The organism is Pseudomonas sp. SWRI51, assembly GCF_014268825.1.
In the GTDB taxonomy this organism is placed as follows: Bacteria; Pseudomonadota; Gammaproteobacteria; order Pseudomonadales; family Pseudomonadaceae; genus Aquipseudomonas; species Aquipseudomonas farsensis.
The window spans coordinates 12,876-33,231 of sequence record NZ_JABWRG010000010.1; the positions used below are offsets into that span (position 1 = coordinate 12,876).

The following is a 20,356-nucleotide window of genomic DNA, read 5'->3' on the forward strand; positions in this document are numbered from 1 at the left end:
TTTCTGACAGGACGACACAATGACAAGGCTCACGGTGCAATCCGGCGATTTCTTGCAAGGTGAAGGCGAGTATCGCAATGGAGCGCTCACACTCAAGACCCCACGCAGCCCCTCGCCTGGGGAGCGTATTTCACTGGCGCGCATCAGCGACCTGAAGCTTGCCAACCTCGAATCCACCCGCAGCCTGGGCAGCGCCATCGGCTGGGGCATGGCCGGGGCGCTGGTGGCCGGGCCAGTTGGCTTGCTGGCGGGGCTGCTGCTGGGCGGCAAAGAACAGGAAGTTACCTTCCTGGCGACGTTCAAGGACGGCCGCAAACTCATGGCCATCACCGATGGCAAGACCTGGTCGAAAATCGACGACAGCTGGCGCCGCCGCCAACGCCCGATCGCCGCCTGAAGTTACCCGCCGCCTATCCGTCCTGTGCTTGAGTGCCCGCGTTTTTAGCGGGCATCGCCCTGCGCGCGCCTGCTACTATGGCGCCCCTTTTTGCCCGCCTGACTGGCGCAATGCCGGTGGCCATCGACCGTTACAGGCGCACCCCGCTCAAGGAGCCCTGCATGACCCCGCTTCGCCCTCGCCTACCGCTTGGCCTGCTCAGCCTGGGCCTGGCCCTGCACAGCGGCCATGGCCTTGCCGATGACAGCGTAACCCTGGCGCCACTGCGCGTTACCGAGGTGTATGGCAACGCCGGCTACCAGGCGCGCGAAGCCCAGGTCGCCGGGCTGCATAGCGCACCACTGCTCGATACCCCGGCAGCGGTGAGCGTGTTCAGCCGCCAGTTGCTCGATGATCGCCAGGTGCGCACGCTGCGCGAGGTGCTGCAAAGCGATGCCTCGGTTGGCGAAAGCTATGCGCCGGTCGGCTATTACGAAAACTTCAACGTGCGCGGCTTCGAGCTCAATGCCGCCAGCAGCTACAAGATCAACGGCCAGACCCTCGCCGGCGAGCAGAATGTGGCGCTGGAGAACAAGCAGCAGGTCGAGTTGCTCAAGGGCCTTTCAGGCTTGCAGAGCGGGGTTTTCGAGCCCGGCGGGCTGGTCAACTACGTGACCAAACGCGCCGAAGACGTGCGCAGCGTCAGCGTCTCGACCAATGCCCAGGGCGAGCGCTATATCGCCACCGACCTGGGCGGCTGGTTCGGTGCCGAGCGCCAGTTCGGCGTGCGGGTCAACCTGGCCCATGAAGATATCCGCTCCTATGTCGACCACGCCGACGGCAAGCGTGACTTCGCATCGCTGGCCTTCGACTGGCAGCTCAGCCCCGACGCGGTGCTTGAACTGGACGCCGACTATCAGCACCGCGAGCAGTATTCGGTGCCGGGTTACCAGTTGCTCGGCGGCAGCGCCCTGCCCCATGGCGTCGACCCTACCGACCACCTGGCCTGGCAGCGCTGGGCCAAGCCTGTGCAGAATGACGCGTTGAACCTGGGCGGGCGCTTCAAATACCAGTTCAGTGACGACTGGAACGGCACCCTGAGCGCTTCACGCAGCCAGGTGGTAATTGACGATTACAGCGCGTTTGCGTGGGGCAGCGATGACGGCAACGCCTCGCACTTCAGCCCCTCCGGCGACTACGACATCTACGATTTCCGCAGCCCCGACGACACCCGGCGTACCGACGAACTGCAAGCGGCGCTTGAAGGCCGCTTCAAGGCACTGGGCGTGGACCATCAACTGACGCTTGGCAGCAGCGCGCAGCGGCGCACCGTGGACCAGCGGCCTTACTACAACGAGCCGGTTGGCAGCGGCAATATTGACGGGGACGCCCCTGGGTTCGCCCCTTCGAGCAAACCCATCGGCGCCAGCGAGCGCCGCCTGGACAGCCGCCAGTACGGCGTGTTCGTCAGCGACCGCATCACCTTCAATGACAACTGGCAGACCGTGACGGGCGCACGCCTGGTGCGCCTGGACGAAAAAACCTGGAATGAACGCGGTGAAGCCGGCCGTCACACCCAGCAATACGAACTGCTGCCCAACGCCGCGCTGATCTACAAACCACAGCCAGACACCACGCTGTACGCAAGCTACGCCAAAGGGTTGTCTGCCGGCGGCACCGCGCCGTGGTACGCAAACAATGCGTCGGAGATCCTTGCGCCCACTGTCTCGCACCAACTGGAACTGGGCATCAAGCGCGACTGGCAAGGCATGAGTTTCAGCGCTGCGCTGTTCCAGATCCGCCAGGCTTACGAATACGCCCGCCCCGAGGGCACCGGCTTCACCTATGTGCAGCAAGGCCAGCAGAAGAACACCGGTCTTGAGCTCGGCGCCAGCGGCCATGTCACCTCGAACCTGCAGGTCCATGCCAGCGCCGCCGCCATCCGCGCCCGGGTCGAAAACAGCGGTACCGAAGCCTATGAGGGCCATCAGGCAATCAACGTGCCGCGCCTGCGCGCTGCGTTGCAAGCCGATTACGCCCTGCCCGTCCCAGGCCTGGCGCTGCTTGGCGGCGCACGCTACAGCGCCAGCAAATACGCAAGCCAGGCCGGCAATGTCGAGGTTGGCGGCTACACCGTGTTCGACCTCGGCAGCCGCTACAGCACCCGCATCAGCGGCTATGACACCGTGCTGCGGCTGACCGTGGACAACGTCTTCGACAAGCGCTACTGGCGCGATGCGGGCGATTACCTGGGCGACAATTACCTGTTCCAAGGCGCACCGCGCACCGCTCGGTTGTCGGCTTCGGTAAGTTTCTGACCGGCGGGGCCTGCCGGGGCGCAAGCCCGGCAGGCTCGCCAGCGCTGAACACGCCAGAAACAAAAAGCCCCCGAACCTTTCGATTCGGGGGCTTCTCGTAGAATGTGGCGGTGAAGAAGGGATTTGAACCCTTGATACGATTTCTCGTATACACACTTTCCAGGCGTGCTCCTTCGACCACTCGGACACTTCACCGTTTCTCTTCAAGCTATTCAGCCTGTCGAGGCGCGCTAATTTAGTCGAAGGTCCTTTCTTTGGCAAGAAGTTTTTTCAGAATTTTCATGCGCTTAAGCCTTTGCGTGTCTGTGCGAGGTGCTCAAGGGCAATGCTGCCATTCTCGCCTGCGCTTTTACCCACGCGCCATCCGCCGCCCCGCTGCCACGCACGCTGGCGGGCGATCGCTGACCGAGTAGTCAGCCTTGCTGCTTTACCTGGGTTCGCGCGCTGGGTAAGTTCATCGCCACGCCATTTAAAGGACACTGCCATGAGCGAGCTGATCACCTACCATGCCGAAGACGGCATCGCCACACTGACCCTGAACAACGGCAAGGTCAACGCCATCTCGCCCGATGTCATCACCGCCTTCAATGCGGCGCTGGACCGCGCCGTGCAAGACCGCGCGGTGGTAATCATCACCGGCCAGCCGGGCATTCTGTCCGGCGGCTATGACCTCAAAGTGATGACCGCTGGGCCCAAGGAGGCCATCGCGCTGGTAACAGCAGGCTCGACCTTGGCCCATCGCATGCTCTCGCACCCTTTCCCGATCATCGTTGCCTGCCCAGGCAATGCGGTGGCCAAGGGCGCCTTCCTGCTGCTCTCGGCCGACTACCGCATCGGCGTTGAAGGCCCCTACAAGATCTGCCTGAACGAGGTGCAGATCGGCATGACCATGCACCACGCCGGCATTGAGCTGGCCCGCGACCGCCTGCGCCGCTCGGCCTTCCACCGCTCGGTGATCAACGCTGAAGTGTTCGACCCGCATGCGGCGGTCGATGCGGGGTTCCTGGACAAGGTGGTACCGGTGGAGCAATTGCAGGAAGCGGCCTTGCACGCAGCCCGCGAGCTCAAGAAGATCAACATGCTGGCGCACAAGAACACCAAGCTTAAAGTGCGTAAAGGCCTGCTGTCGGCCTTGGCGACGGCCATCGAGATGGATCAGACAGCCTTCTGAAGCACGCGTGCTGTGTAGGAGCGGCCTTGTGTCGCGAAAGGGTCGCGTAGCGGCCCCAGCATTTTTGAATAGGGCCGAGATCCTGGGGCTGCTACGCAGCCCGTTCGCGACACAAGGCCGCTCCTACACGGCTCACCGTTTGCCCACCCAAGTGAACACTTGTACACTCAAACCTCTTTCATAGCGGTGAGAGTCGTACCATGCTGGCTGTGCTGCGCTTTATCCTGCTGTCGGTGCATGTCGTGCTCGCCAGCATCATTGGCCTGATCATCGGCGTGTGCCGCCCTTTCAACCCGGACAACAGCCCGCTGTTCGCCCGCCTCTACAGCGTGCCTGCGGCGTGGATCCTGGGTATCCGGGTCAAGGCTGAAATGCGTGTCCTGGACGACCTGCCGCCAGGTAGCGTGGTCCTAGCCAACCATCAGTCCAACTTCGACCTGTTCATCGTCGGCCAGGTGATACCCCGGCGCACGGTGGCGGTGGGCAAGAAAAGCCTCGGCTGGATTCCGCTGTTCGGCCAGCTGTTCTGGCTGGGCGGCAACGTGCTGATCGACCGCGGCAACGCCTACAAGGCACGCCGGGCAATGCTTGCCACCACCAAGACCTTGCAGCAAGGCACCTCGATCTGGATTTTCCCCGAGGGCACGCGCAACCAGGATGAGCAACTGCGGGCATTCAAGAAAGGCGCCTTCCATATGGCCCTGGCTGCCGGCGCGCCGATCGTTCCGGTATGCGTCAGCCGCTACCGGCGGCGCATGGGCCTGAACAGCTGGGCGCAGCGCACAGTGACCATTCGTGCGCTGGCCCCTATCGCGACCGCCGGCCTGACCACGCAGGACCTGCCGGCACTGGTGGAGCAGTGCCGCGAGCAAATGCAGCGCTGTATCGACCAGATGGACACCGAGGCTGCGCCGGGCAAATGAATCTTCACCGGCCAAGGTTGCCCCGCGACGCGACACGGCCCAAGCTGTCCGGGTGTTCAACCGGATAAGCGCATAAACATGGGTCGAGTCGTCGCAGCGGCGGTGTACAGCGCCGGTCGCAAGGTCACCAACATCAGCATTGATCAAGGCGCCGAATGGGCGCGCAAACCGGGGCATTTTGTCTGGATCGGGCTGGAAGAGCCTGACGCCGAGGCGCTGGCCAACCTGCAGTGCCAATTTGGCCTGCACGAGTTGGCCATCGAAGATGCCCTGGAAAAACACAGCCGCCCAAAGCTTGAAACCTTCGGCGACGCGCTGTTCATCGTCACCTACTCGCCGGTGCGCCACCAGGGCCGGCTTGAGTTCATCGAAACCCACATCTTTGCCGGCAGCGGCTATATCATCACCTGCCGCAATGGCCACTCCAAATCCTACGCCTTGGTGCGCCAGCGCTGCGAAGCCCGGCCCTTGCTGCTGGAGCACGGCGAGGACTTCGTGCTGTACGCCCTGCTGGATTTCGTCACCGAGAACTATCAGCCCGTCAGCGAGGCGATCCATGGCGAAATCGAGGCCCTGGAGCAGAGCGTGCTGGGCAATTCGCTGCGTGAACAAGACATCCGCCGCCTGCACAGCCTGCGCCGCGACATCCTGCGCCTGCGCCGCTACGTAGCACCGATGGTTGAGATCAGCGAAGAGCTGCAGCGCCTGAGCTTCCCGTTCATCGACAAGAACATGCGCCCGTATTTTCGCGATGTGCAGATCCACGTCACACGGCAGATGGAAGACCTTGCCGGCATCCGCGACATCGCCAGCCAGACCATCGAGATCGGCATGCTGCTGGAGTCGTCACGCCAGAGCATTACCCAGCGCAAGTTCGCCGCCTGGGCGGCGATTCTGGCATTCCCGACGGCAATTGCCGGGATCTACGGCATGAACTTCCAGAACATGCCGGAGCTGGGCTGGCACTACGGCTACTTCGCGGTGCTTGGGGTGATCGGGCTGGGCTGCATCGGCCTGTACGCGAGCTTCAAGCGCTCCGGGTGGCTGTAGCGCGCCTTACGCGGCGCTGCTGTCGGTTTTGCCCGGCTGGGCAATGAAACGCAGCATCCATTCGCCTACCAGATCGCCCTGATGGTCGGTGGCAAGGCTGGCGACGGCTTTTTCGTACACTTCATCGCCCAAATGCTGCTGGCGGGCATCGAGCAGCGCGCGGGAGTAATCGTGCACAAACTCAGGGTGGCCCTGGAAGCACAGCACCTGGTCGCCGATGTGATAGGCCGCGTTCGGGCAGAAATCGCTGGATGCGATAACCGTTGCGCCTTCAGGTAGCGCGGTCACCTGGTCCTGATGGCTGATCAACAGGGTCAGTTCGCAAACCTCCGGGTCCATCCACGGCGCATGGGCGGCGAGCCTGTAGCGGTGAATGCCGACGCCCCAGCCCTTGTCAGCGCGCTCGGCTTTGCCGCCCAAGGTCAGGGCCAGCAATTGGTGGCCGAAACACACGCCAAGCAGCTTCTCGCCACGGCCGTACAGTTTCAGCAGATAGGCCTTGAGGGTGTGGATCCACGGGTCGCTACCGAATGAATCGGCCTTGCTGCCCGTCACCAGGTAGGCATCGAAGCGCTCGTTTTCAGGTGGGTAGTCGCCGTTCATCACGTTGTACACGCAAAACTCGGCGGCGATCGGCTGACGCGAAAACAGCTGTTCGAACATCCTTCCGTAGCCCTCATAGCGAGCGACCAGCTCAGGTCGCAGGACATCGGTTTCAAGGATGCAGACGCGTAACGACATGGGAATAGTCCTGAACGACGTAGGTAAAGGTTCGCTATAGAGCGTGACGCGAAAGCCACGTACAAGCAAGTAGCAAGTCCAGACGAACGGTAAGGGCTGTAACCCTCGGTAACCACTGCCGCGCACTCGTCTAGGCAGAGCGTGCCAGCGCGATGGCCAGTGGCCTTAAAACGCCCTGATGGCATTTTTTAGTGGCTTAGAACAAACAGTTCTGAAACATCGTTGCCGGGCGCCCTACTGTTGGTTGTATACCCGTTGTTATCAGGTATGCAGGGACGGCACTGCACAACGCCGCTGCGATCGACCCGACGCCATGCAGGGAAGCTCAGGGGTTTTCAGGAATAACAACAATGAAGGCGGTCCGCCATGTTCAGACAATCCAAGGTACGCCAAGCGGGGCTCATCCTTTTCGCCACCACGTTGCTGCTGATCTTGCCGAACTTGTCTCGGCTGTTTGGTTGATGCAGGAAGTGGCGTTTACGTAGACTGTGCAGGTACCCTGCCGGTCTTGATGGCAGGAGGCTATCTATGCGCATTCTCATCGCACTGCTGTGCCTGTTCTCGACGCTGTCTGCGACGGGCGCCACGTTAACCCTGAAAATCGGCGAGCACTCGCGCACCTGGCAAAGCGAGCAACTGCTCAGCCACCCTGACGCCCGCGATATCACCATCGACCAGGACGTTGCCTACAAGCGCAGCATGCATTACCGCGCCGTCCCATTGGCGGTACTGCTCGAAGGTGTCGGGCCGACTGACCACCTGCAGGCCGTATCCTTTGACGGCTTTGCCGCTGAGATGCCGGCAGGCCCACTGCTGCAGCCAGGCCCCGCTCAGGCTTGGCTGGCTGTCGAGGACCCCAAGCAGCCGTGGGCTGGGCTTGCCCCAGGCAAACCCAGCGCCGGGCCGTTCTATCTGGTCTGGACCAACCCGCAAGCAGGCGGCATACGCCCGGAACAGTGGCCCTATCAAGTAAGCACGGTGAGCCGCCTGGCGCCGGTCGAAGAACGTTTTCCGGCGCTGCTGCCAGACCCTGCGCTGAAAAAAGACGACCCGGTCCGAGAAGGCTTTGCCCTGTTCCAGCAGAACTGCCTGGCCTGCCACCGCCTGAACGGCGCCGGGGATGCCCAGTTCGGCCCGGACCTGAATGTGCCGCACAACCCGACCGAGTATTTCCAACCGGCGTTCCTGCGCCAGTACATCCGCGACCCACAGAGCCTGCGCCGCTGGCCACAGGCACGGATGCCGGGCTTCCCGGTGCAGGTGTTGAATGACAAGGAACTGGATGCGTTGCTGGCGTATCTGCGGCACATGGCCCCGCGCAAGACGCCGTGAGGCCACCGGGTGCTGTTCACTGGTAAAGGGCTTTTGCGCATGAGGGCGCCAGCCAGGGAGAAGGCCCTGACGGGCGCCGGCACAACCTCAGGCTACCGCTCGCTCCTGGCGCACGCCCCACCCTTCTACCTCGCCACCATGGGGTGAGATCACCCGCTCGAAATCTTCCTCGAACGCGCCGATACCGCCGTAACTGGCATACATCACTTTGCTTAACTCAAGGTGCCAGGCGCCATCGTCGCGCTCGCTCACCTGAGCATTGGTCGACTCGCCACGAAACTCCCGCGCCGCGTGACGAGCGCCGGCTTCATCGGGGAACACTGCGTAAAACTCGATGGGGTGAATGCGGGTGAAATCAAAACCGCCAGCTTTCATCTGGCGAAGAACACTGCTGCTGATGTCGTCGTTCTGGCTGCTCATGAATCGTCCTCCTGAATTGCAATGGATAGACTTTCCGTGCATGACGCACCCGCCGGCGAATTAGCGCTGCCGGCGGTTCGAGCTTGATGCAAGACGCGAAGTGAAGATGATGCAGGCCCGCAGAGTAGAACCGTGCCTGGCTCCAGCGTAGTGCTTGCGCCGGCACTTTACCAGAGGCTCAAGGCACCTCGTGGATATCGTTGATGGTCACGCCGTTCTGCTCCTTGAGCCAGCGCGCCGTGGGGGAAGGGCTACGGCCCTGAAAATCGTTGAGGTCCAACTGATCCATGATCGGGAACAACCGCGAGCGTATGGCCCGCGCCGCGTCTTCCTCGCTGGGGCAATGCTCGGCATCGAGCAGCAGTGACTCGGGTTCGCCCGTCTGTTTGGCAAAGATGACTTCCCACTTCTTCATCGAATCTACCCTCGGTGGCAAAACGGTGAGTGACATCCGTAATAGCTGACCGCCCGACAGGCATGTTGTTCAGCGCAGTTACTTCGCAGGCACAAAAAAGCCCGCCGGCAAGCGGCGGGCTGGGCAACAGTGCTACGGCTTACTTCGGTATGCCGTGCACGACGCCTGCGGTGTTGTCCAGCAGGCTCTTGGTCGCCGTCTGGATGTACGCCTCAAGCTGCTTGAGCATCTGCGCCTGGTCCGGGCTTTCGATCAATTGTGCCTTGAACTCGCGGCCCAGTTGGTAGCGATACAGACGCGGGGTCATGTCCTTGGACTCGATCAGCAGCCGGTCACCCTGCACCAGGCCAACAATCTGCTCACTGCCCGAGGGCTTGATCATGCCAACGCCAGGGTCACCCTCAGGCAGGTTGAGCAAATCACGCCCCCAGCACTGATGACGGGTTTGCCCGCCAAGACGGCCCATGATGGTCGGCACGATGTCGACCTGGGTGCCGACGGTGTGGCTGACAGCACCAAACTTGTCCTGGATGCCAGGCGCTATCAGCAACAGCGGCACGTTGAAGCGGCCCAGGTCCAGTTCGGTGACCTGCTGATGGTTGCCAAAACCATGGTCGCCGACGATCACGAACAAGGTGTCCTTGAAGTACGGCTCCTTGCGCGCCTTCTCGAAGAACTGGCCCAACGCCCAGTCCGAATAACGCATTGCAGTCAGGTGCTCGTCCAGACGGCCCTGGCCCGTCACCTTCTCCACCGGCAAATTGCTCGGCAGTGCATACGGGGTGTGGTTGGAAAGGGTCTGCAGCAAGGCATAGATAGGCTTGCTTGGGTCGTGCTTGGCCAGTTCTTCGTTACCGCGGTCGAACATGTCCTGGTCGGAAACACCCCAGGTCGGGTCGGAGAACACCGGGTTGACGAAGTCGTTGCGGCCGATAAACGTGGTCATGCCCTGGTTGCCGAAGAACCCGGACTGGTTATCCCAGGCAAAATCACCGTTGTAGACATACACATCGTCATACTTGCGAGCACTGAGCAGCGCTGGCAAGCCCGACAGTTTATGGCCACCTTCCGGGGTCTGCATCAGGTATTCGAAGCCTGGCAGGTTGGGGAAGCAGCCCATGGTCGCGAACATGCCCTGATGGGTATGGGTGCCATTGGAGAAGAAGCGGTCGAACAGCAGACCCTCCTTGGCCAGCTTGTCGAAATACGGCGTGATGTTGTTCGGGCTACCCAATGCTCCGACCGAATGGCCGGCGAAGCTTTCCATCAGGATTACCACGACGTTCTTGATCGGCAGCGTGCGCTCGGCAGGCGGCAGGAAGTCGCGACGCACCGCCGCTTCGTCGGCATCGACCAAGGTGTCGTGTGGGGTCAGCAGTTGCTGGCGCACGGTCTCGGTGGCAACGCCTTGGTCAAGCACCGGCTTCCACAGGTTGGCGCGGTCTTCGCCATAGCGGCTCTTGGCAGCGTCGATCAGGGTCAGGGTGCCATTGAGGCCCAACTGGTTGACGAAGTTCGAGTCCGTGGTGAAAGCGTCGCCCCAGCGCATCGGCGGGCCTTGGCGCAGGGTGCCACGGGCGGCAATCACCGCCAGCAACAGAATCACCATGAACACCGCCAGGCGGTTGTACCACGGTGCCACGCGGTGCACGCCTTCAGTACGGGTCAGACGGTCGATACCCTTGAACAGCAGGCTCAGCAACCAGGTGCCGAACAGCCAGGCCAGCAGGTAACGCACCACCGGGAAACCGTACCAGAGCATGCTCATGACGGTTTTCGGGTCTTCGTTGATGTACTGGAACACCAAGCCGTTGAGGCGCTGGTGGAACTCGCGATAGAAGTCCATCTCCATCAGGCCAAGGAACATCACCACGCTGGAAGCGAGGGTCAGCCAGCAGCGCAATACGCCGCGCCGCGCCATCGCCCAGGGGCTGAGCAGGGCCAGCAGCAGCGGAATGCTGATGTACACCACTACGCGCAGGTCAAAGCGCAGGCCGTTGAACATGCCTTCGGCGACCGTCGAGTACGGCGTGGTGCCGATCATGTCGCTGTTGTAGACCAGTAGCGCCAGGCGCACCAGGCTGAGCATCAGCATGATCACCAGGCCACTGAGCAGCGTGTAGGCAAGGTGGGATTTCAGGGTTGGCGAGAACGAGCCTCGCACGCCCTGTTGCTTCAGGGCATCCGTGTTAGCCATGAATGGAGGGGTCCTAGGATGACGGGGTTGCGATTAAAGGCGGGGCGCCGTGTGCATGGACGGCCCTGCCCGCTGTGATGGGCTTGGACCAACGCAGCATTGTGCGGCGCGGATTCTCGAAAATCGAGTGTGAAAATTTTGTCACGTAGCCAGGCAATGGTGCTCAGAGGTTGATATTGCCCCGTGGCCCGGCAATCGCCCAGATGATCAACCCGAGCACCGGCAGCAGCACGATCAGCAGAATCCACAGTACCTTGACGCCAACCTCGGCACCGCTCTTGACCACATTGAGGATCGCCCAGATATCCAGGGCAAGGATGATCAGGCCAACCAGGCCATTGAAGGTCGAGCCCATGTCGGTGCTCCTGCGTGGTGAGTGATGCGCACAGCATAGCTGGCTATGACCGCGATAGAAGGGAATCCTTGGCCAGCCACGCGGGTCACTGGATAGACTGCCGTCATTCATTGCTTCGAGGTCCGCATGCCCCCTGCCCACTCTCCCACTGCCGCCCCCGCCTCGCTGTTCGGTGCCTGGCGGCGCCAAGTGCTGCATACGCCATGGCTCAGCGCCGGGCTTGGCCTGAGCCTGCTTGCCATTATCGCCCTGCTGGCCGCCAGCGTGTGGAACGCTGTCAATGGCGAGCACGCCGACAACCTGCACCTGGCGGCGATTGGCGGCCTCGCAGGCTTTGCCGCCACCGCCTTGGGCGCGGTGCTGGCGGTGGTACTGCGTGATGTCAGCTCGCGTAGCCAGGATGTGATGCTGGGTTTCGCCGCCGGCATGATGCTCGCGGCCAGCTCGTTTTCGCTGATTCTGCCAGGCCTGGATGCCGCCCGCGAAATAACCGGCAACGGCCCGGCGGCAGCGTTTACCGTGGTGCTGGGCATGGCTCTGGGCGTGGTGCTGATGCTGGGCCTGGACCGCTTCACCCCGCACGAGCATGAAAGCACCGGCCCCTGCGGCCCGGATGCCGAGCGCATCAACCGGGTGTGGCTGTTCGTACTGGCAATTACCCTGCACAACTTGCCGGAAGGCATGGCCATTGGGGTGAGCTTTGCCAACGGCGACATGAACATCGGCCTGCCGCTGACCAGTGCCATCGCGATCCAGGACATCCCCGAAGGCCTGGCGGTGGCGCTGGCATTGCGCGCGACCGGGCTGAGCAACTTCAAGGCGGCGCTGGTGGCGGTGGGGTCAGGGCTCATGGAGCCGCTGGGGGCGGTGATCGGGCTGGGGATTTCCACCGGTTTTGCGCTGGCCTACCCGATCAGCATGGGGCTGGCGGCGGGGGCGATGATTTTCGTGGTGTCCCACGAGGTAATCCCGGAAACCCACCGCAACGGGCACCAGACATCGGCCACGCTGGGGTTGATGGGTGGTTTTGCGGTGATGATGTTTCTGGATACAGCGTTGGGGTGACAAAGCGCAGGGCGTAACAGGTGCAATGCACTGCTCAACCGCAACATTGCTGGTTGGACCCAATGCTGTGGGAAATGATGAGCGTTGTGGCGAGCGGGCTTGCCCCGCGTTGGGCTGCGCAGCAGCCCTGAAAACCCAAGGGGCTGCTGCGCAGCCCAACGCGGGACAAGCCCGCTCGCCACAAGGAGATATGCTTGGCCAGAACAGGCTGACTGCCTTAAACGTGCACCGCCACCTTCAATGCTTCCAGCGCCGGTTCGACCTTGATGCCAACGGCCGCACCAAGCTCCAGCACCCGCGCCAGGTCGTGCTGGCCGACCATGACCATCTGTAGCTCATCGTCGAGCAACTGGCTGAAATTGAGCAGCACATAGCCGCCAGCCTCTTTGTTCAGCGCGCCCATCTGCACCTGGATACGGTTCAACGCCGTCAGCGCCTCGGTGCGTGCCAGCTGCTTGGCCTTGAGGGTGAACGGCACGCTCTTGTCGAACGAATCGCTGATCTGCTGGAACAGATCCTGATAGCTGTCCGCCTGGAACAGCACAGTGTCGGGCAGGCTGCCGACCACCACCCATTCGCCCAGCGGAATCGGGAAGCTGTCGTCGTAGTTGATGTCAGGGTTCGCCGCCAGGAAGGCGGCGGGGTCAGCGTAGGCCTGGGCGGCCTCGTCAGCGATGCGCTCGATGTCCTCATCAAGTATGCAACCGGCGCCAATGAGGCGGATGAGTTCGAGCAATTGGTCTTTCATTAGGGGCCCTGCGCATTGGCGTAAAAGGCGCAAAGGATAGCCGCAAACGCCCCCGGACGGTTAGCGCGCGAGTGCTTCCAGGCGTGCTGCGGCATCCACCGCGCCCATGGTGCGGGCTGCGGCCACGGCATTGGCGCCGGCTGCGTCGCGGTGCGCTGGGTCGGCGCCTTGGGCCAACAGGTAATCGATGATCTCCAGGCGGTTGAACATTGCCGCCAGCATCAACGCCGTGCGCCCGTCGGCTGCCGAGGCGTCCACCGGTACGCCGTGCTCGAGCAGCAGGCGAATCATCGGCAGGTCGCCTTTGAACGCAGCGCCAGCAATCGGCAGTTGGCCATTGTCGTTGGCAATCAGAGGGTCGGCGCCATGGGCCAGCAGCACTTTCACAGCATCAGCGTGGCCGTGGTAGCTGGCCAGCATCAGCAGGGTGTCGCCCTTGTGGTTGCGCAGGTCGGCAGGCAGGCCGCTGGCCAGCAGGCGTTCGAGCATTGGCGCATCGCCGCGGCGGGCACGGTCAAAGACTTCGTCGGCAAAGGCTGCGCTTTCTTCGGCGGTCATGGTGGCTGGCTGGGTGTCGGTCATCGGGAACCTCCTGGCAAATGAATGGGCCCAAGTGTTGGTCAGGCACCGCCAGCGGGTCAAAGGTTCAGATTCTATGGGCCACAGAGAGCCAGGCTATGACCGTGCAAATTGCACTGTGCAAAATGCACGACCTTGCAGAATGCAACAGCCGGACGCCCAGCGAATATCACAAGCAATTGTTTTTAAAGGATTTTTATAGAAACAGAAGACTGGCACGGTCGCTGCAACTATCAACTCACGTTTGCCAACATATTCAGTCAGGAGTTGATATGGACCTTATCCAGGAAAAATTCGCCTCGGTCTTCAGTGCCTATCAGGTTGCTACCCAGCCCCGCCCAGACGGCGGTGTCCTGCTTACCCTGCGCGCAGCCGACGGCAAAGTGACTCGCCGAGTGCTGACCTACAGCCAATTGCACAGTGCCGAGCAGCTGTCCTGGGCGATCAGCGCCATCCGCCGTGACATCGCAGAACAAGCCAGTGAATTGCCAGTGATCTCGATGTTACAGAGCCAGCAGCGCTTCGCCCTGCCGACCTACCGTTGATTGCTGCACTTGCTCGCGGGGCCAGCGAATACACTGACCCCGCGACGCTCTCAGAGTTCGTCCATCCCCGCAAAACGCCCCGCAATGCCTTCGCCGCGCAGCTTCGCCTGAGCCTTTTGAGCGTCTGCATACAGCCGTAGCGCCAGGCAAAACGGCGTGTCGCCAAAGCTCAGCCAACGTGGCGTGCCTGCCGGTATCTGCAATACATCGTCCTTCTCGCAAAGCACCGCATAAACGTAATCGCCAATATGCAGGCTTACCTGCGCCCGGCCGCTGACCATCGCCAGCACTTCTTCGGTATCGAGGCTGTGTTCCTCACCGAGCGCGGCCAGTGCGGGGGCGACACCGTCATGGCTCAGCAGGCTGAAGCCGCTACTGCCACGCTCGGTCATCAAGCCGTCCAGTGGCACGCGGCAGGCGTCGAGCACTTCCTGCTCCGCACAGCCAGGGCGCAGGCGGGCGCCGGATGCCCAGCGGGCAAAATGCACGCCCTGCTCGGCCAGCGTCGCAACGATGTCTTCGTGGTGGGTCAGCACCTTGTGCGCAAGCTCGGGGCTGGCGGTGTGGAATACGCTGAGAATGCTCATCAGGGGTTGTTCCTGCTGTGTTTCAAACGGAGGGCAATGATAACGGCTGCCGCCAGTGCAGCGACGCTGGCCATACCAAAGGTGAACTGTGGGCCCAGCAGTTTCCAGCTGTAGCCTGAATACAAAGCGCCCAGCGCCCCGCCCGTGCCGGACAACGCCGCATACAGCGCCTGCCCCTGGCCTTGCTGACGGGGGCCGAAGCTTGATTGCACGAAGGCGATACTGGCCGCATGGAAGCAACCGAACGTGGCGGCATGCAGCACCTGCGCCAGCACCAGCACACCGGGGATGTCAGCAAGGCTACCCAGCAGCAACCAGCGCAGCGCCGCAACCAGGAAACTTGCCAGCAGCACCAGGCGCACCGGAAAACGCGCAAAGATGCGGCTCATGGCCATGAACACCAGCACCTCGGCCACCACGCCCAGCGCCCACAGCAAGCCAATGGCGCCACGGCTGTAGCCCAAGTGCTCCAGGTGCAGGGTGAGGAAGGTGTAATACGGGCCATGGCTCAGTTGCATCAACGCCACGCACAGGTAAAACGCCGTTACCCCCGGCGCTGCAACCTGCTTGAGAAAGCCCCCTGCCCCGCGCTGCTCGGCGTGCTCCACCGGCTGGGCATTGGGCACCCACAGGCTTGCGGCGACGATGCCGGCCATGATCACCACCAGCGCCACCGGGTAAATGTCCAGGCTCAGCCATTCGAACAGACGCCCAAGGCCGACCACGGCAAGGATGAAACCAATCGAGCCCCACAGCCGCACCTGGCTGTAGCGCGAGGTCTGGCCGTGCAGATGGGCCAGGGTTATCACCTCGAACTGCGGCAGCACGGCGTGCCAGAAGAACGCGTGCAAGGCCATGACCAACGCCAGCCACGCGTAGCTTTTACCAAAGAAGATCAGCGAAAAGGTCGCCAGGGTCGACAGCGCCCCCAGCCTCACGATCAGCAGCCGCCGGCCGCTGCGGTCGCCCAGCCAGCCCCACAGGTTAGGCGCCACGCAGCGCATCAGCATCGGGATCGCCACCAGCTCGCCAATACGCGCCGGGGGAAAGCCCAAATGGTCGAAGTACAACGCCAGAAACGGCGCGGTCGAACCAAGCAAGGCGAAGTAGAACAGGTAGAAGCTGGACAGGCGCCAGTAGGGCATGGAGGGGGTCCGCTGGGTCGTATGCCGGTGTACAGGCCTGCTCGCGGGCAACAACAGCCGCGAGCAGAGCTGCGCTGACGCCTCAGCGCTGGCCGAGCACCGGCGTGTTGACCTTCACATCGGCGTTCTGGCCACGGTGGCGCAACAGGTGGTCCATCAGCACGATGGCCATCATCGCTTCGGCGATAGGCGTGGCGCGGATGCCCACGCAAGGGTCATGGCGGCCCTTGGTAATCACGTCCACCGGGTTGCCATGCACATCGATCGAGCGGCCCGGCACGGTAATGCTGGAAGTCGGCTTGAGCGCCAGATGGGCGACGATTGGCTGGCCCGAGGAAATACCACCCAGAATGCCGCCCGCATTGTTGCTGAGGAAACCTTGCGGGGTAAGTTCGTCGCGGTGCTCGGTGCCGCGCTGGGCGACACTGGCAAAACCTGCACCGATCTCGACACCCTTCACCGCGTTGATGCTCATCAACGCGTGGGCAAGTTCGGCATCGAGGCGGTCGAAGATTGGCTCGCCAAGGCCCGGCATCACCCCTTCGGCAACCACGGTGATTTTTGCCCCGACCGAATCCTGGTCACGGCGCAGCTGGTCCATGTAGGCCTCAAGCTCCGGCACCTTGGCCGGGTCTGGGCTGAAGAAGGCATTCTGCTCGACCGAGTCCCAGCTTTTGAACGGGATTTCGATCGGCCCCAACTGGCTCATGTAACCGCGCACCTGAATGCCCTGGGTGGCCAGGTACTTCTTGGCGATGGCGCCCGCGGCCACGCGCATGGCCGTCTCGCGCGCGGAGCTGCGGCCACCGCCGCGGTAGTCGCGGGTGCCGTACTTGTGGTGGTAGGTGTAGTCGGCGTGGGCCGGGCGGAACAGCTCCTGGATGGAGGAGTAGTCCTTGGACTTCTGGTCGGTGTTGCGGATCAGCAGGCCAATCGAGCACCCAGTGGTACGGCCTTCGAACACGCCGGAGAGGATTTCGACCTCATCGGCTTCCTGGCGCTGGGTGGTGTGGCGGCTGGTACCGGGCTTGCGCCGGTCGAGGTCATGCTGCAGGTCCGCCAGGGAGATTTCCAGGCCGGGCGGGCAGCCGTCGACAATGGCAACCAATGCCGGGCCATGGCTTTCGCCTGCGGTGGTGACAGTGAACAGCTTGCCGTAGGTATTGCCGGACATGGACGCTCCGCGAATCAGCCTGAAGTGAACGAAAACGGCAGTATACGGAAAACGCGCAGGGATGGGTTGCCCGCACCGGCAAACACTAGGCGCGCGAACCTTTACCCCGCAGGCCCGGTCTTAGCTTCACCTCCCCCACGCAGTATCCCGTCCATGAAGTCCCGCCTCGCTGCCCTGCTTCTGCTGCTGTGCACCAGCCTTGCCCAGGCCGCCGCCCCCACTGTGCTGCAACGCCCCATCGACCTGGACACAGGCCAAGGTGTGCTGCATGGCAGCCTGCTGTTGCCGCAGCAGGACAGCCCGCCACCGGTGGTGCTGATCATTGCCGGCTCCGGCCCCACTGACCGCGATGGCAACAACCCCGCCTCCGGGCGCATCGACAACCTCAAGCGCCTGGCGCTGTTGCTGGCAAGCGAACACATCGCCAGCGTGCGCTTCGACAAGCGCGGGGTGGCCGCCAGCCAACCGGCCACCCCGGATGAGCGCGACCTCAGCGTCGAGCGCTATGTCGCCGATGTGGTCGCCTGGGGGCAAAAGCTGCGCCAGGACCCGCGCTTCGGCCCGCTGATTCTGGTCGGCCACAGTGAAGGCGCGCTGATCGCAACGCTGGCAGCCGAGGACGCCGGCGCAAGCGCTGTCATCACCCTGGCGGGCAGTGGCCGGCCAATTGGCGATGTGCTGCGCGAGCAACTGGCCCAGCGCCTGCCGCCCGCCCAGTTGGCCAGCGGCGAGGCTCTGATTGCACGGCTGCAGGCCGGGCAAACCAGCCTGGACGTGCCGCCAATGTTGCGTCAGGTATTTCGCCCCAGCGTGCAGCCGTACCTGATCACCCTGCTGCGCCAGGACCCGGCCGCGGCGTTCGCCCGGCTACGGGTGCCGGCGCTGATCGTGCAGGGCCGCAACGACGTACAGGTCGAGGTGGCTGATGCCGAACAGCTCAAGGCCGCCAAGCCGGATGCCGAGCTTGTGCTTATCGACGGCATGAACCATGTACTGCGCATCAGCCCGCGCGACATGAGCCAGCAGCGCGACAGTTACCGCAACCCCGAGCTGCCCCTGGCCCGTGAGCTGGGCGAACACATCGTCGCATTCATCCAGGCGCTGCCTGCGGCATGAGGTTTTGCCGGGCGCCGTACTCAGGTCTTGGGCCGCGCTGCCGATAACGCGGCTAATAGCCAACACGTCGGTGACCGTGGGTATGCCCTGCGATCACCCGGCCGCCGTGCACTTGAGGATTGCCTGATGACCGATGCCCCCGCCGCCGAGGCGCCCGAAGAACAAGCCCCGCAGAGCGCTCCGCAGCCGTGGGCGGACCTGGCCCCGGAGCATTTCCAGCTGCTGCGCCTGAACGCCCTGCACACCGACCGCAACAGCGGTGCACGGCCGCTGCGCTTCGTGGAGTTTGGCTACGCCGAGCGCCACGACAAGGAGCACAGCCTGCTGCGCATGCAGATTCAGTTGCCGGGGCAAAAGGTGCGCAAGGAGCAAAACCTGCTGGATGTGCGCGTCGACCACCAGAACCGTACGGTGCGCATTGGCAATGACGCTGGCCTGCAACTGGAGCCGCTTAACCGTGGTGTTGGCAGGTACATGCTGGCGCAGGCGGTGCAGTGGCTGCAGCACCGTTGCTCGCATTACCGCATCGAGGGCATGAGCCTGCCGAACAAGGATGCGCTGAACGAAGACACGCGCCTGCGCCGTGACCATGTGCTGCGCAGCATCGGGCTTGAAGTGGAGTACCTCGACGGGCAGTTGCTCAAGGGCCGTATCAAAGAAACCCCGGTGGGCCAGCTCAAGGGCGGCTGGAATACCGACAAGGCCCAGCGCGTCGATATCCTCGAAGCAGCCGGCATGCTGCAGCAGGCCGAGCAGAACCTGATGGAGAAAGAGGCGCAACTGCGCGAGCGCGATGAGCGCGTGGCCAAATATCGACGCGAAGACAACGGGCTGCGCTCCACCATCGCCTGCCTGGTGGCCTTTTCCGTGTTCCAGGCCGGGCTGCTGTTCTGGATCGCGCTGCGTTAAAGCCACCCCGGCGCGGCGGGCCACTGCCTGTGTAGGAGCGGCCTTGTGTCGCGAGAGGGCTGCGTAGCAGCCCCAGGATATCGGCCTCAGGCGCAATCGCCGGGGCTGCTACGCAGCCCATTCGCGACACAAGGCCGCTCCTACACGAGACTGTGATGGCGGCAAACCCTGATCAAACCCGCGAAGCGAACAGCTCCTGGTGCTTGCGGCACTGTTCGGCCGAGAGCATGAACACCCCATGCCCACCGCGCTCGAACTCAAGCCAGGTGAAGTCCACCTCGGGGTACAACGCCTCGACATGCACCTGGCTGTTGCCCACCTCGACGATCAACAGGCCCTTTTCGGTCAGGTGATCAGCCGCCTCGGCCAGCATGCGCCGTACCAGGTCCAGGCCATCGTTGCCACAGGCAAGGCCCAGCTCCGGCTCGTGGTGATACTCAGCGGGCATATCGCCAAAATCTTCGGCGTCGACATACGGCGGATTGGACAGGATCAGGTCGAAACGCTGGCCCGGGAGCCCGGCGAAACCATCGCCCTGCACGGTGTAGACGCGCTGGTCCAGGCCGTGGCGCTCGATGTTCTGGTTGGCCACCTCAAGGGCGTCGAACGACAGATCGGCCAGCACCACCTCGGCCTCCTGGAACACGTCGGCGGCAACCAGACCGATGCAACCTGAGCCGGTGCACAGGTCCAGAATGCGCGCAGGCTCCGCGGCCAGCCACGGCTCGAAGCGTTTTTCGATCAGTTGGCCGATTGGCGAACGTGGCACCAGCACGCGCTCATCGACAATGAACGACATGCCGCAGTACCAGGCCTCGCCCAGCAGGTAGGCGGTAGGCACGCGGTCTTCGATACGGCGCTTGAGCAGGTGCATCAGACGTACCCGCTCGTCGTCTTCGAGCGCGCAGTCCAGGTAGCTGTCGGCCACTTCCCACGGCAGGTGCACCGCACCCAGTACCAGCAGGCGTGCCTCGTCCCAGGCATTGTCGGCACCGTGACCGAAAAACAGCTCATGCTCATGGAAGCGGCTGACCGCCCAGCGGATATGGTCGCGCAAAGTGCGCAGACGGGATGTGATCACGGAAGACTCCTTTTAAGACAGAACAAAAGTCTAACAGCCCACACCCAACAAATGCTTATTCCTATAGCCAAACACCTGGCCCAAGGCCACGCACCATGTCGCCTGCAAT

Annotated in this window: 21 protein-coding genes and 1 tRNA gene; 10 read left to right on the forward strand and 12 right to left on the reverse strand. The window is 62.9% G+C overall.

Features of this window, described 5'->3' with window-relative positions; translation table 11 throughout:
* The first annotated feature begins 19 nt into the window (after positions 1–19).
* Together HU720_RS05770 and HU720_RS05775 are read left to right on the forward strand one after the other, a co-directional pair.
* A complete protein-coding gene (locus tag HU720_RS05770; RefSeq protein ID WP_186518038.1) occupies positions 20–397 on the forward strand; it encodes a hypothetical protein in 378 nt (125 codons plus the stop codon).
* 161 nt (positions 398–558) lie between these two features.
* A complete protein-coding gene (locus HU720_RS05775; RefSeq protein ID WP_186518039.1) occupies positions 559–2,694 on the forward strand; it encodes a TonB-dependent siderophore receptor in 2,136 nt (711 codons plus the stop codon).
* A gap of 105 nt (positions 2,695–2,799) precedes the next feature.
* Here the strand turns inward: HU720_RS05775 and HU720_RS05780 are convergent.
* Positions 2,800–2,889: transfer RNA gene (locus tag HU720_RS05780), tRNA-Ser, on the reverse strand.
* A 289-nt stretch (positions 2,890–3,178) separates the two neighbouring features.
* On the opposite strand from HU720_RS05780, the gene HU720_RS05785 reads away from it, so the two are divergent.
* From HU720_RS05785 to HU720_RS05795, 3 genes are all read left to right on the forward strand, one after another.
* On the forward strand, positions 3,179–3,865 hold the full coding sequence (locus tag HU720_RS05785) for a crotonase/enoyl-CoA hydratase family protein (RefSeq protein ID WP_186518040.1): 687 nt from the start codon (positions 3,179–3,181) through the stop codon (positions 3,863–3,865).
* Positions 3,866–4,065: 200 nt separating this feature from the next.
* Positions 4,066–4,788 carry a 1-acylglycerol-3-phosphate O-acyltransferase gene (locus tag HU720_RS05790; protein WP_186518041.1) on the forward strand — a complete coding sequence of 241 codons (723 nt, stop codon included), beginning with the start codon at positions 4,066–4,068 and terminating at the stop codon, positions 4,786–4,788.
* 78 nt (positions 4,789–4,866) lie between these two features.
* Positions 4,867–5,838: a magnesium and cobalt transport protein CorA gene (locus HU720_RS05795; protein WP_186518043.1), complete on the forward strand. Its 972-nt coding sequence runs from the start codon at positions 4,867–4,869 to the stop codon at positions 5,836–5,838.
* Positions 5,839–5,844: 6 nt separating this feature from the next.
* Here the strand turns inward: HU720_RS05795 and HU720_RS05800 are convergent, their stop codons facing one another.
* Positions 5,845–6,579, reverse strand: a complete 735-nt coding sequence (locus HU720_RS05800; protein ID WP_186518045.1) for an amidotransferase — start codon at positions 6,577–6,579, stop codon at positions 5,845–5,847.
* Positions 6,580–7,107: 528 nt separating this feature from the next.
* On the opposite strand from HU720_RS05800, the gene HU720_RS05805 reads away from it, so the two are divergent.
* Entirely contained in the window at positions 7,108–7,911 is an 804-nt protein-coding gene (locus HU720_RS05805; protein WP_186518047.1) for a cytochrome c, read from the forward strand.
* 87 nt (positions 7,912–7,998) lie between these two features.
* On the opposite strand, the gene HU720_RS05810 is transcribed toward HU720_RS05805, so the two are convergent.
* From HU720_RS05810 to HU720_RS05825, 4 genes are all read right to left on the reverse strand, one after another.
* On the reverse strand, positions 7,999–8,331 hold the full coding sequence (locus HU720_RS05810) for a ribonuclease E inhibitor RraB (protein WP_186518050.1): 333 nt from the start codon (positions 8,329–8,331) through the stop codon (positions 7,999–8,001).
* Positions 8,332–8,509: 178 nt separating this feature from the next.
* A complete protein-coding gene (locus HU720_RS05815) occupies positions 8,510–8,746 on the reverse strand; it encodes a hypothetical protein (protein ID WP_186518053.1) in 237 nt (78 codons plus the stop codon).
* Between the two features lie 139 nt (positions 8,747–8,885).
* A complete protein-coding gene (locus HU720_RS05820; protein WP_186518055.1) occupies positions 8,886–10,943 on the reverse strand; it encodes an LTA synthase family protein in 2,058 nt (685 codons plus the stop codon).
* Positions 10,944–11,106: 163 nt separating this feature from the next.
* Positions 11,107–11,298 (reverse strand): PLDc N-terminal domain-containing protein, encoded by a 192-nt coding sequence (locus HU720_RS05825; RefSeq protein WP_186518057.1) that lies wholly within the window; start codon positions 11,296–11,298, stop codon positions 11,107–11,109.
* Positions 11,299–11,424: 126 nt separating this feature from the next.
* Between HU720_RS05825 and HU720_RS05830 the strand changes: the two genes are divergently transcribed.
* The gene (locus HU720_RS05830; RefSeq protein WP_186518059.1) at positions 11,425–12,363 is read left to right on the forward strand and encodes a ZIP family metal transporter; all 939 of its coding nucleotides are present in this window, start codon (positions 11,425–11,427) and stop codon (positions 12,361–12,363) included.
* 217 nt (positions 12,364–12,580) lie between these two features.
* On the opposite strand, the gene HU720_RS05835 is transcribed toward HU720_RS05830, so the two are convergent.
* Positions 12,581–13,111 carry a hypothetical protein gene (locus tag HU720_RS05835; RefSeq protein WP_186518061.1) on the reverse strand — a complete coding sequence of 177 codons (531 nt, stop codon included), beginning with the start codon at positions 13,109–13,111 and terminating at the stop codon, positions 12,581–12,583.
* Between the two features lie 60 nt (positions 13,112–13,171).
* A complete protein-coding gene (locus HU720_RS05840) occupies positions 13,172–13,693 on the reverse strand; it encodes an ankyrin repeat domain-containing protein (protein WP_186518063.1) in 522 nt (173 codons plus the stop codon).
* Between the two features lie 269 nt (positions 13,694–13,962).
* Between HU720_RS05840 and HU720_RS05845 the strand changes: the two genes are divergently transcribed.
* Positions 13,963–14,235, forward strand: a complete 273-nt coding sequence (locus HU720_RS05845; RefSeq protein ID WP_186518160.1) for a DUF3509 domain-containing protein — start codon at positions 13,963–13,965, stop codon at positions 14,233–14,235.
* A 50-nt stretch (positions 14,236–14,285) separates the two neighbouring features.
* On the opposite strand, the gene HU720_RS05850 is transcribed toward HU720_RS05845, so the two are convergent.
* From HU720_RS05850 to aroC, 3 genes are all read right to left on the reverse strand, one after another.
* Positions 14,286–14,822 carry an oxidase gene (locus tag HU720_RS05850; protein WP_186518065.1) on the reverse strand — a complete coding sequence of 179 codons (537 nt, stop codon included), beginning with the start codon at positions 14,820–14,822 and terminating at the stop codon, positions 14,286–14,288.
* A complete protein-coding gene (locus HU720_RS05855; RefSeq protein WP_186518067.1) occupies positions 14,822–15,967 on the reverse strand; it encodes an MFS transporter in 1,146 nt (381 codons plus the stop codon). Before HU720_RS05855 ends, HU720_RS05850 begins: the two co-directional genes overlap by 1 nt.
* An 82-nt stretch (positions 15,968–16,049) precedes the next feature.
* Positions 16,050–17,141 carry a chorismate synthase gene (gene aroC / locus HU720_RS05860; RefSeq protein WP_186518069.1) on the reverse strand — a complete coding sequence of 364 codons (1,092 nt, stop codon included), beginning with the start codon at positions 17,139–17,141 and terminating at the stop codon, positions 16,050–16,052.
* Between the two features lie 153 nt (positions 17,142–17,294).
* On the opposite strand from aroC, the gene HU720_RS05865 reads away from it, so the two are divergent.
* Positions 17,295–18,257, forward strand: a complete 963-nt coding sequence (locus HU720_RS05865; RefSeq protein WP_186518071.1) for an alpha/beta hydrolase — start codon at positions 17,295–17,297, stop codon at positions 18,255–18,257.
* Between the two features lie 126 nt (positions 18,258–18,383).
* Positions 18,384–19,166: a hypothetical protein gene (locus HU720_RS05870; protein ID WP_186518074.1), complete on the forward strand. Its 783-nt coding sequence runs from the start codon at positions 18,384–18,386 to the stop codon at positions 19,164–19,166.
* A gap of 172 nt (positions 19,167–19,338) precedes the next feature.
* Here the strand turns inward: HU720_RS05870 and prmB are convergent, their stop codons facing one another.
* The gene (prmB, locus tag HU720_RS05875; RefSeq protein WP_186518078.1) at positions 19,339–20,247 is read right to left on the reverse strand and encodes a 50S ribosomal protein L3 N(5)-glutamine methyltransferase; all 909 of its coding nucleotides are present in this window, start codon (positions 20,245–20,247) and stop codon (positions 19,339–19,341) included.
* Positions 20,248–20,356 lie beyond the last annotated feature (109 nt).

Bases quoted from the DNA above. Each gene is read 5' to 3' on its own strand.
- HU720_RS05855 (WP_186518067.1), bottom strand. From the start codon at position 15,967: ATGCCCTACTGGCGCCTGTCCAGCTTCTACCTGTTCTACTTCGCCTTG.
- HU720_RS05805 (WP_186518047.1), top strand. From the start codon at position 7,108: ATGCGCATTCTCATCGCACTGCTGTGCCTGTTCTCGACGCTGTCTGCG.
- HU720_RS05775 (WP_186518039.1), top strand. From the start codon at position 559: ATGACCCCGCTTCGCCCTCGCCTACCGCTTGGCCTGCTCAGCCTGGGC.
- HU720_RS05850 (WP_186518065.1), bottom strand. From the start codon at position 14,822: ATGAGCATTCTCAGCGTATTCCACACCGCCAGCCCCGAGCTTGCGCAC.
- HU720_RS05825 (WP_186518057.1), bottom strand. From the start codon at position 11,298: ATGGGCTCGACCTTCAATGGCCTGGTTGGCCTGATCATCCTTGCCCTG.
- HU720_RS05815 (WP_186518053.1), bottom strand. From the start codon at position 8,746: ATGAAGAAGTGGGAAGTCATCTTTGCCAAACAGACGGGCGAACCCGAG.
- HU720_RS05795 (WP_186518043.1), top strand. From the start codon at position 4,867: ATGGGTCGAGTCGTCGCAGCGGCGGTGTACAGCGCCGGTCGCAAGGTC.
- HU720_RS05820 (WP_186518055.1), bottom strand. From the start codon at position 10,943: ATGGCTAACACGGATGCCCTGAAGCAACAGGGCGTGCGAGGCTCGTTC.
- HU720_RS05785 (WP_186518040.1), top strand. From the start codon at position 3,179: ATGAGCGAGCTGATCACCTACCATGCCGAAGACGGCATCGCCACACTG.
- HU720_RS05770 (WP_186518038.1), top strand. From the start codon at position 20: ATGACAAGGCTCACGGTGCAATCCGGCGATTTCTTGCAAGGTGAAGGC.
- HU720_RS05810 (WP_186518050.1), bottom strand. From the start codon at position 8,331: ATGAGCAGCCAGAACGACGACATCAGCAGCAGTGTTCTTCGCCAGATG.
- HU720_RS05800 (WP_186518045.1), bottom strand. From the start codon at position 6,579: ATGTCGTTACGCGTCTGCATCCTTGAAACCGATGTCCTGCGACCTGAG.
- aroC (WP_186518069.1), bottom strand. From the start codon at position 17,141: ATGTCCGGCAATACCTACGGCAAGCTGTTCACTGTCACCACCGCAGGC.
- HU720_RS05790 (WP_186518041.1), top strand. From the start codon at position 4,066: ATGCTGGCTGTGCTGCGCTTTATCCTGCTGTCGGTGCATGTCGTGCTC.
- HU720_RS05830 (WP_186518059.1), top strand. From the start codon at position 11,425: ATGCCCCCTGCCCACTCTCCCACTGCCGCCCCCGCCTCGCTGTTCGGT.
- HU720_RS05835 (WP_186518061.1), bottom strand. From the start codon at position 13,111: ATGAAAGACCAATTGCTCGAACTCATCCGCCTCATTGGCGCCGGTTGC.
- HU720_RS05865 (WP_186518071.1), top strand. From the start codon at position 17,295: ATGAAGTCCCGCCTCGCTGCCCTGCTTCTGCTGCTGTGCACCAGCCTT.
- HU720_RS05840 (WP_186518063.1), bottom strand. From the start codon at position 13,693: ATGACCGACACCCAGCCAGCCACCATGACCGCCGAAGAAAGCGCAGCC.
- HU720_RS05870 (WP_186518074.1), top strand. From the start codon at position 18,384: ATGACCGATGCCCCCGCCGCCGAGGCGCCCGAAGAACAAGCCCCGCAG.
- HU720_RS05845 (WP_186518160.1), top strand. From the start codon at position 13,963: ATGGACCTTATCCAGGAAAAATTCGCCTCGGTCTTCAGTGCCTATCAG.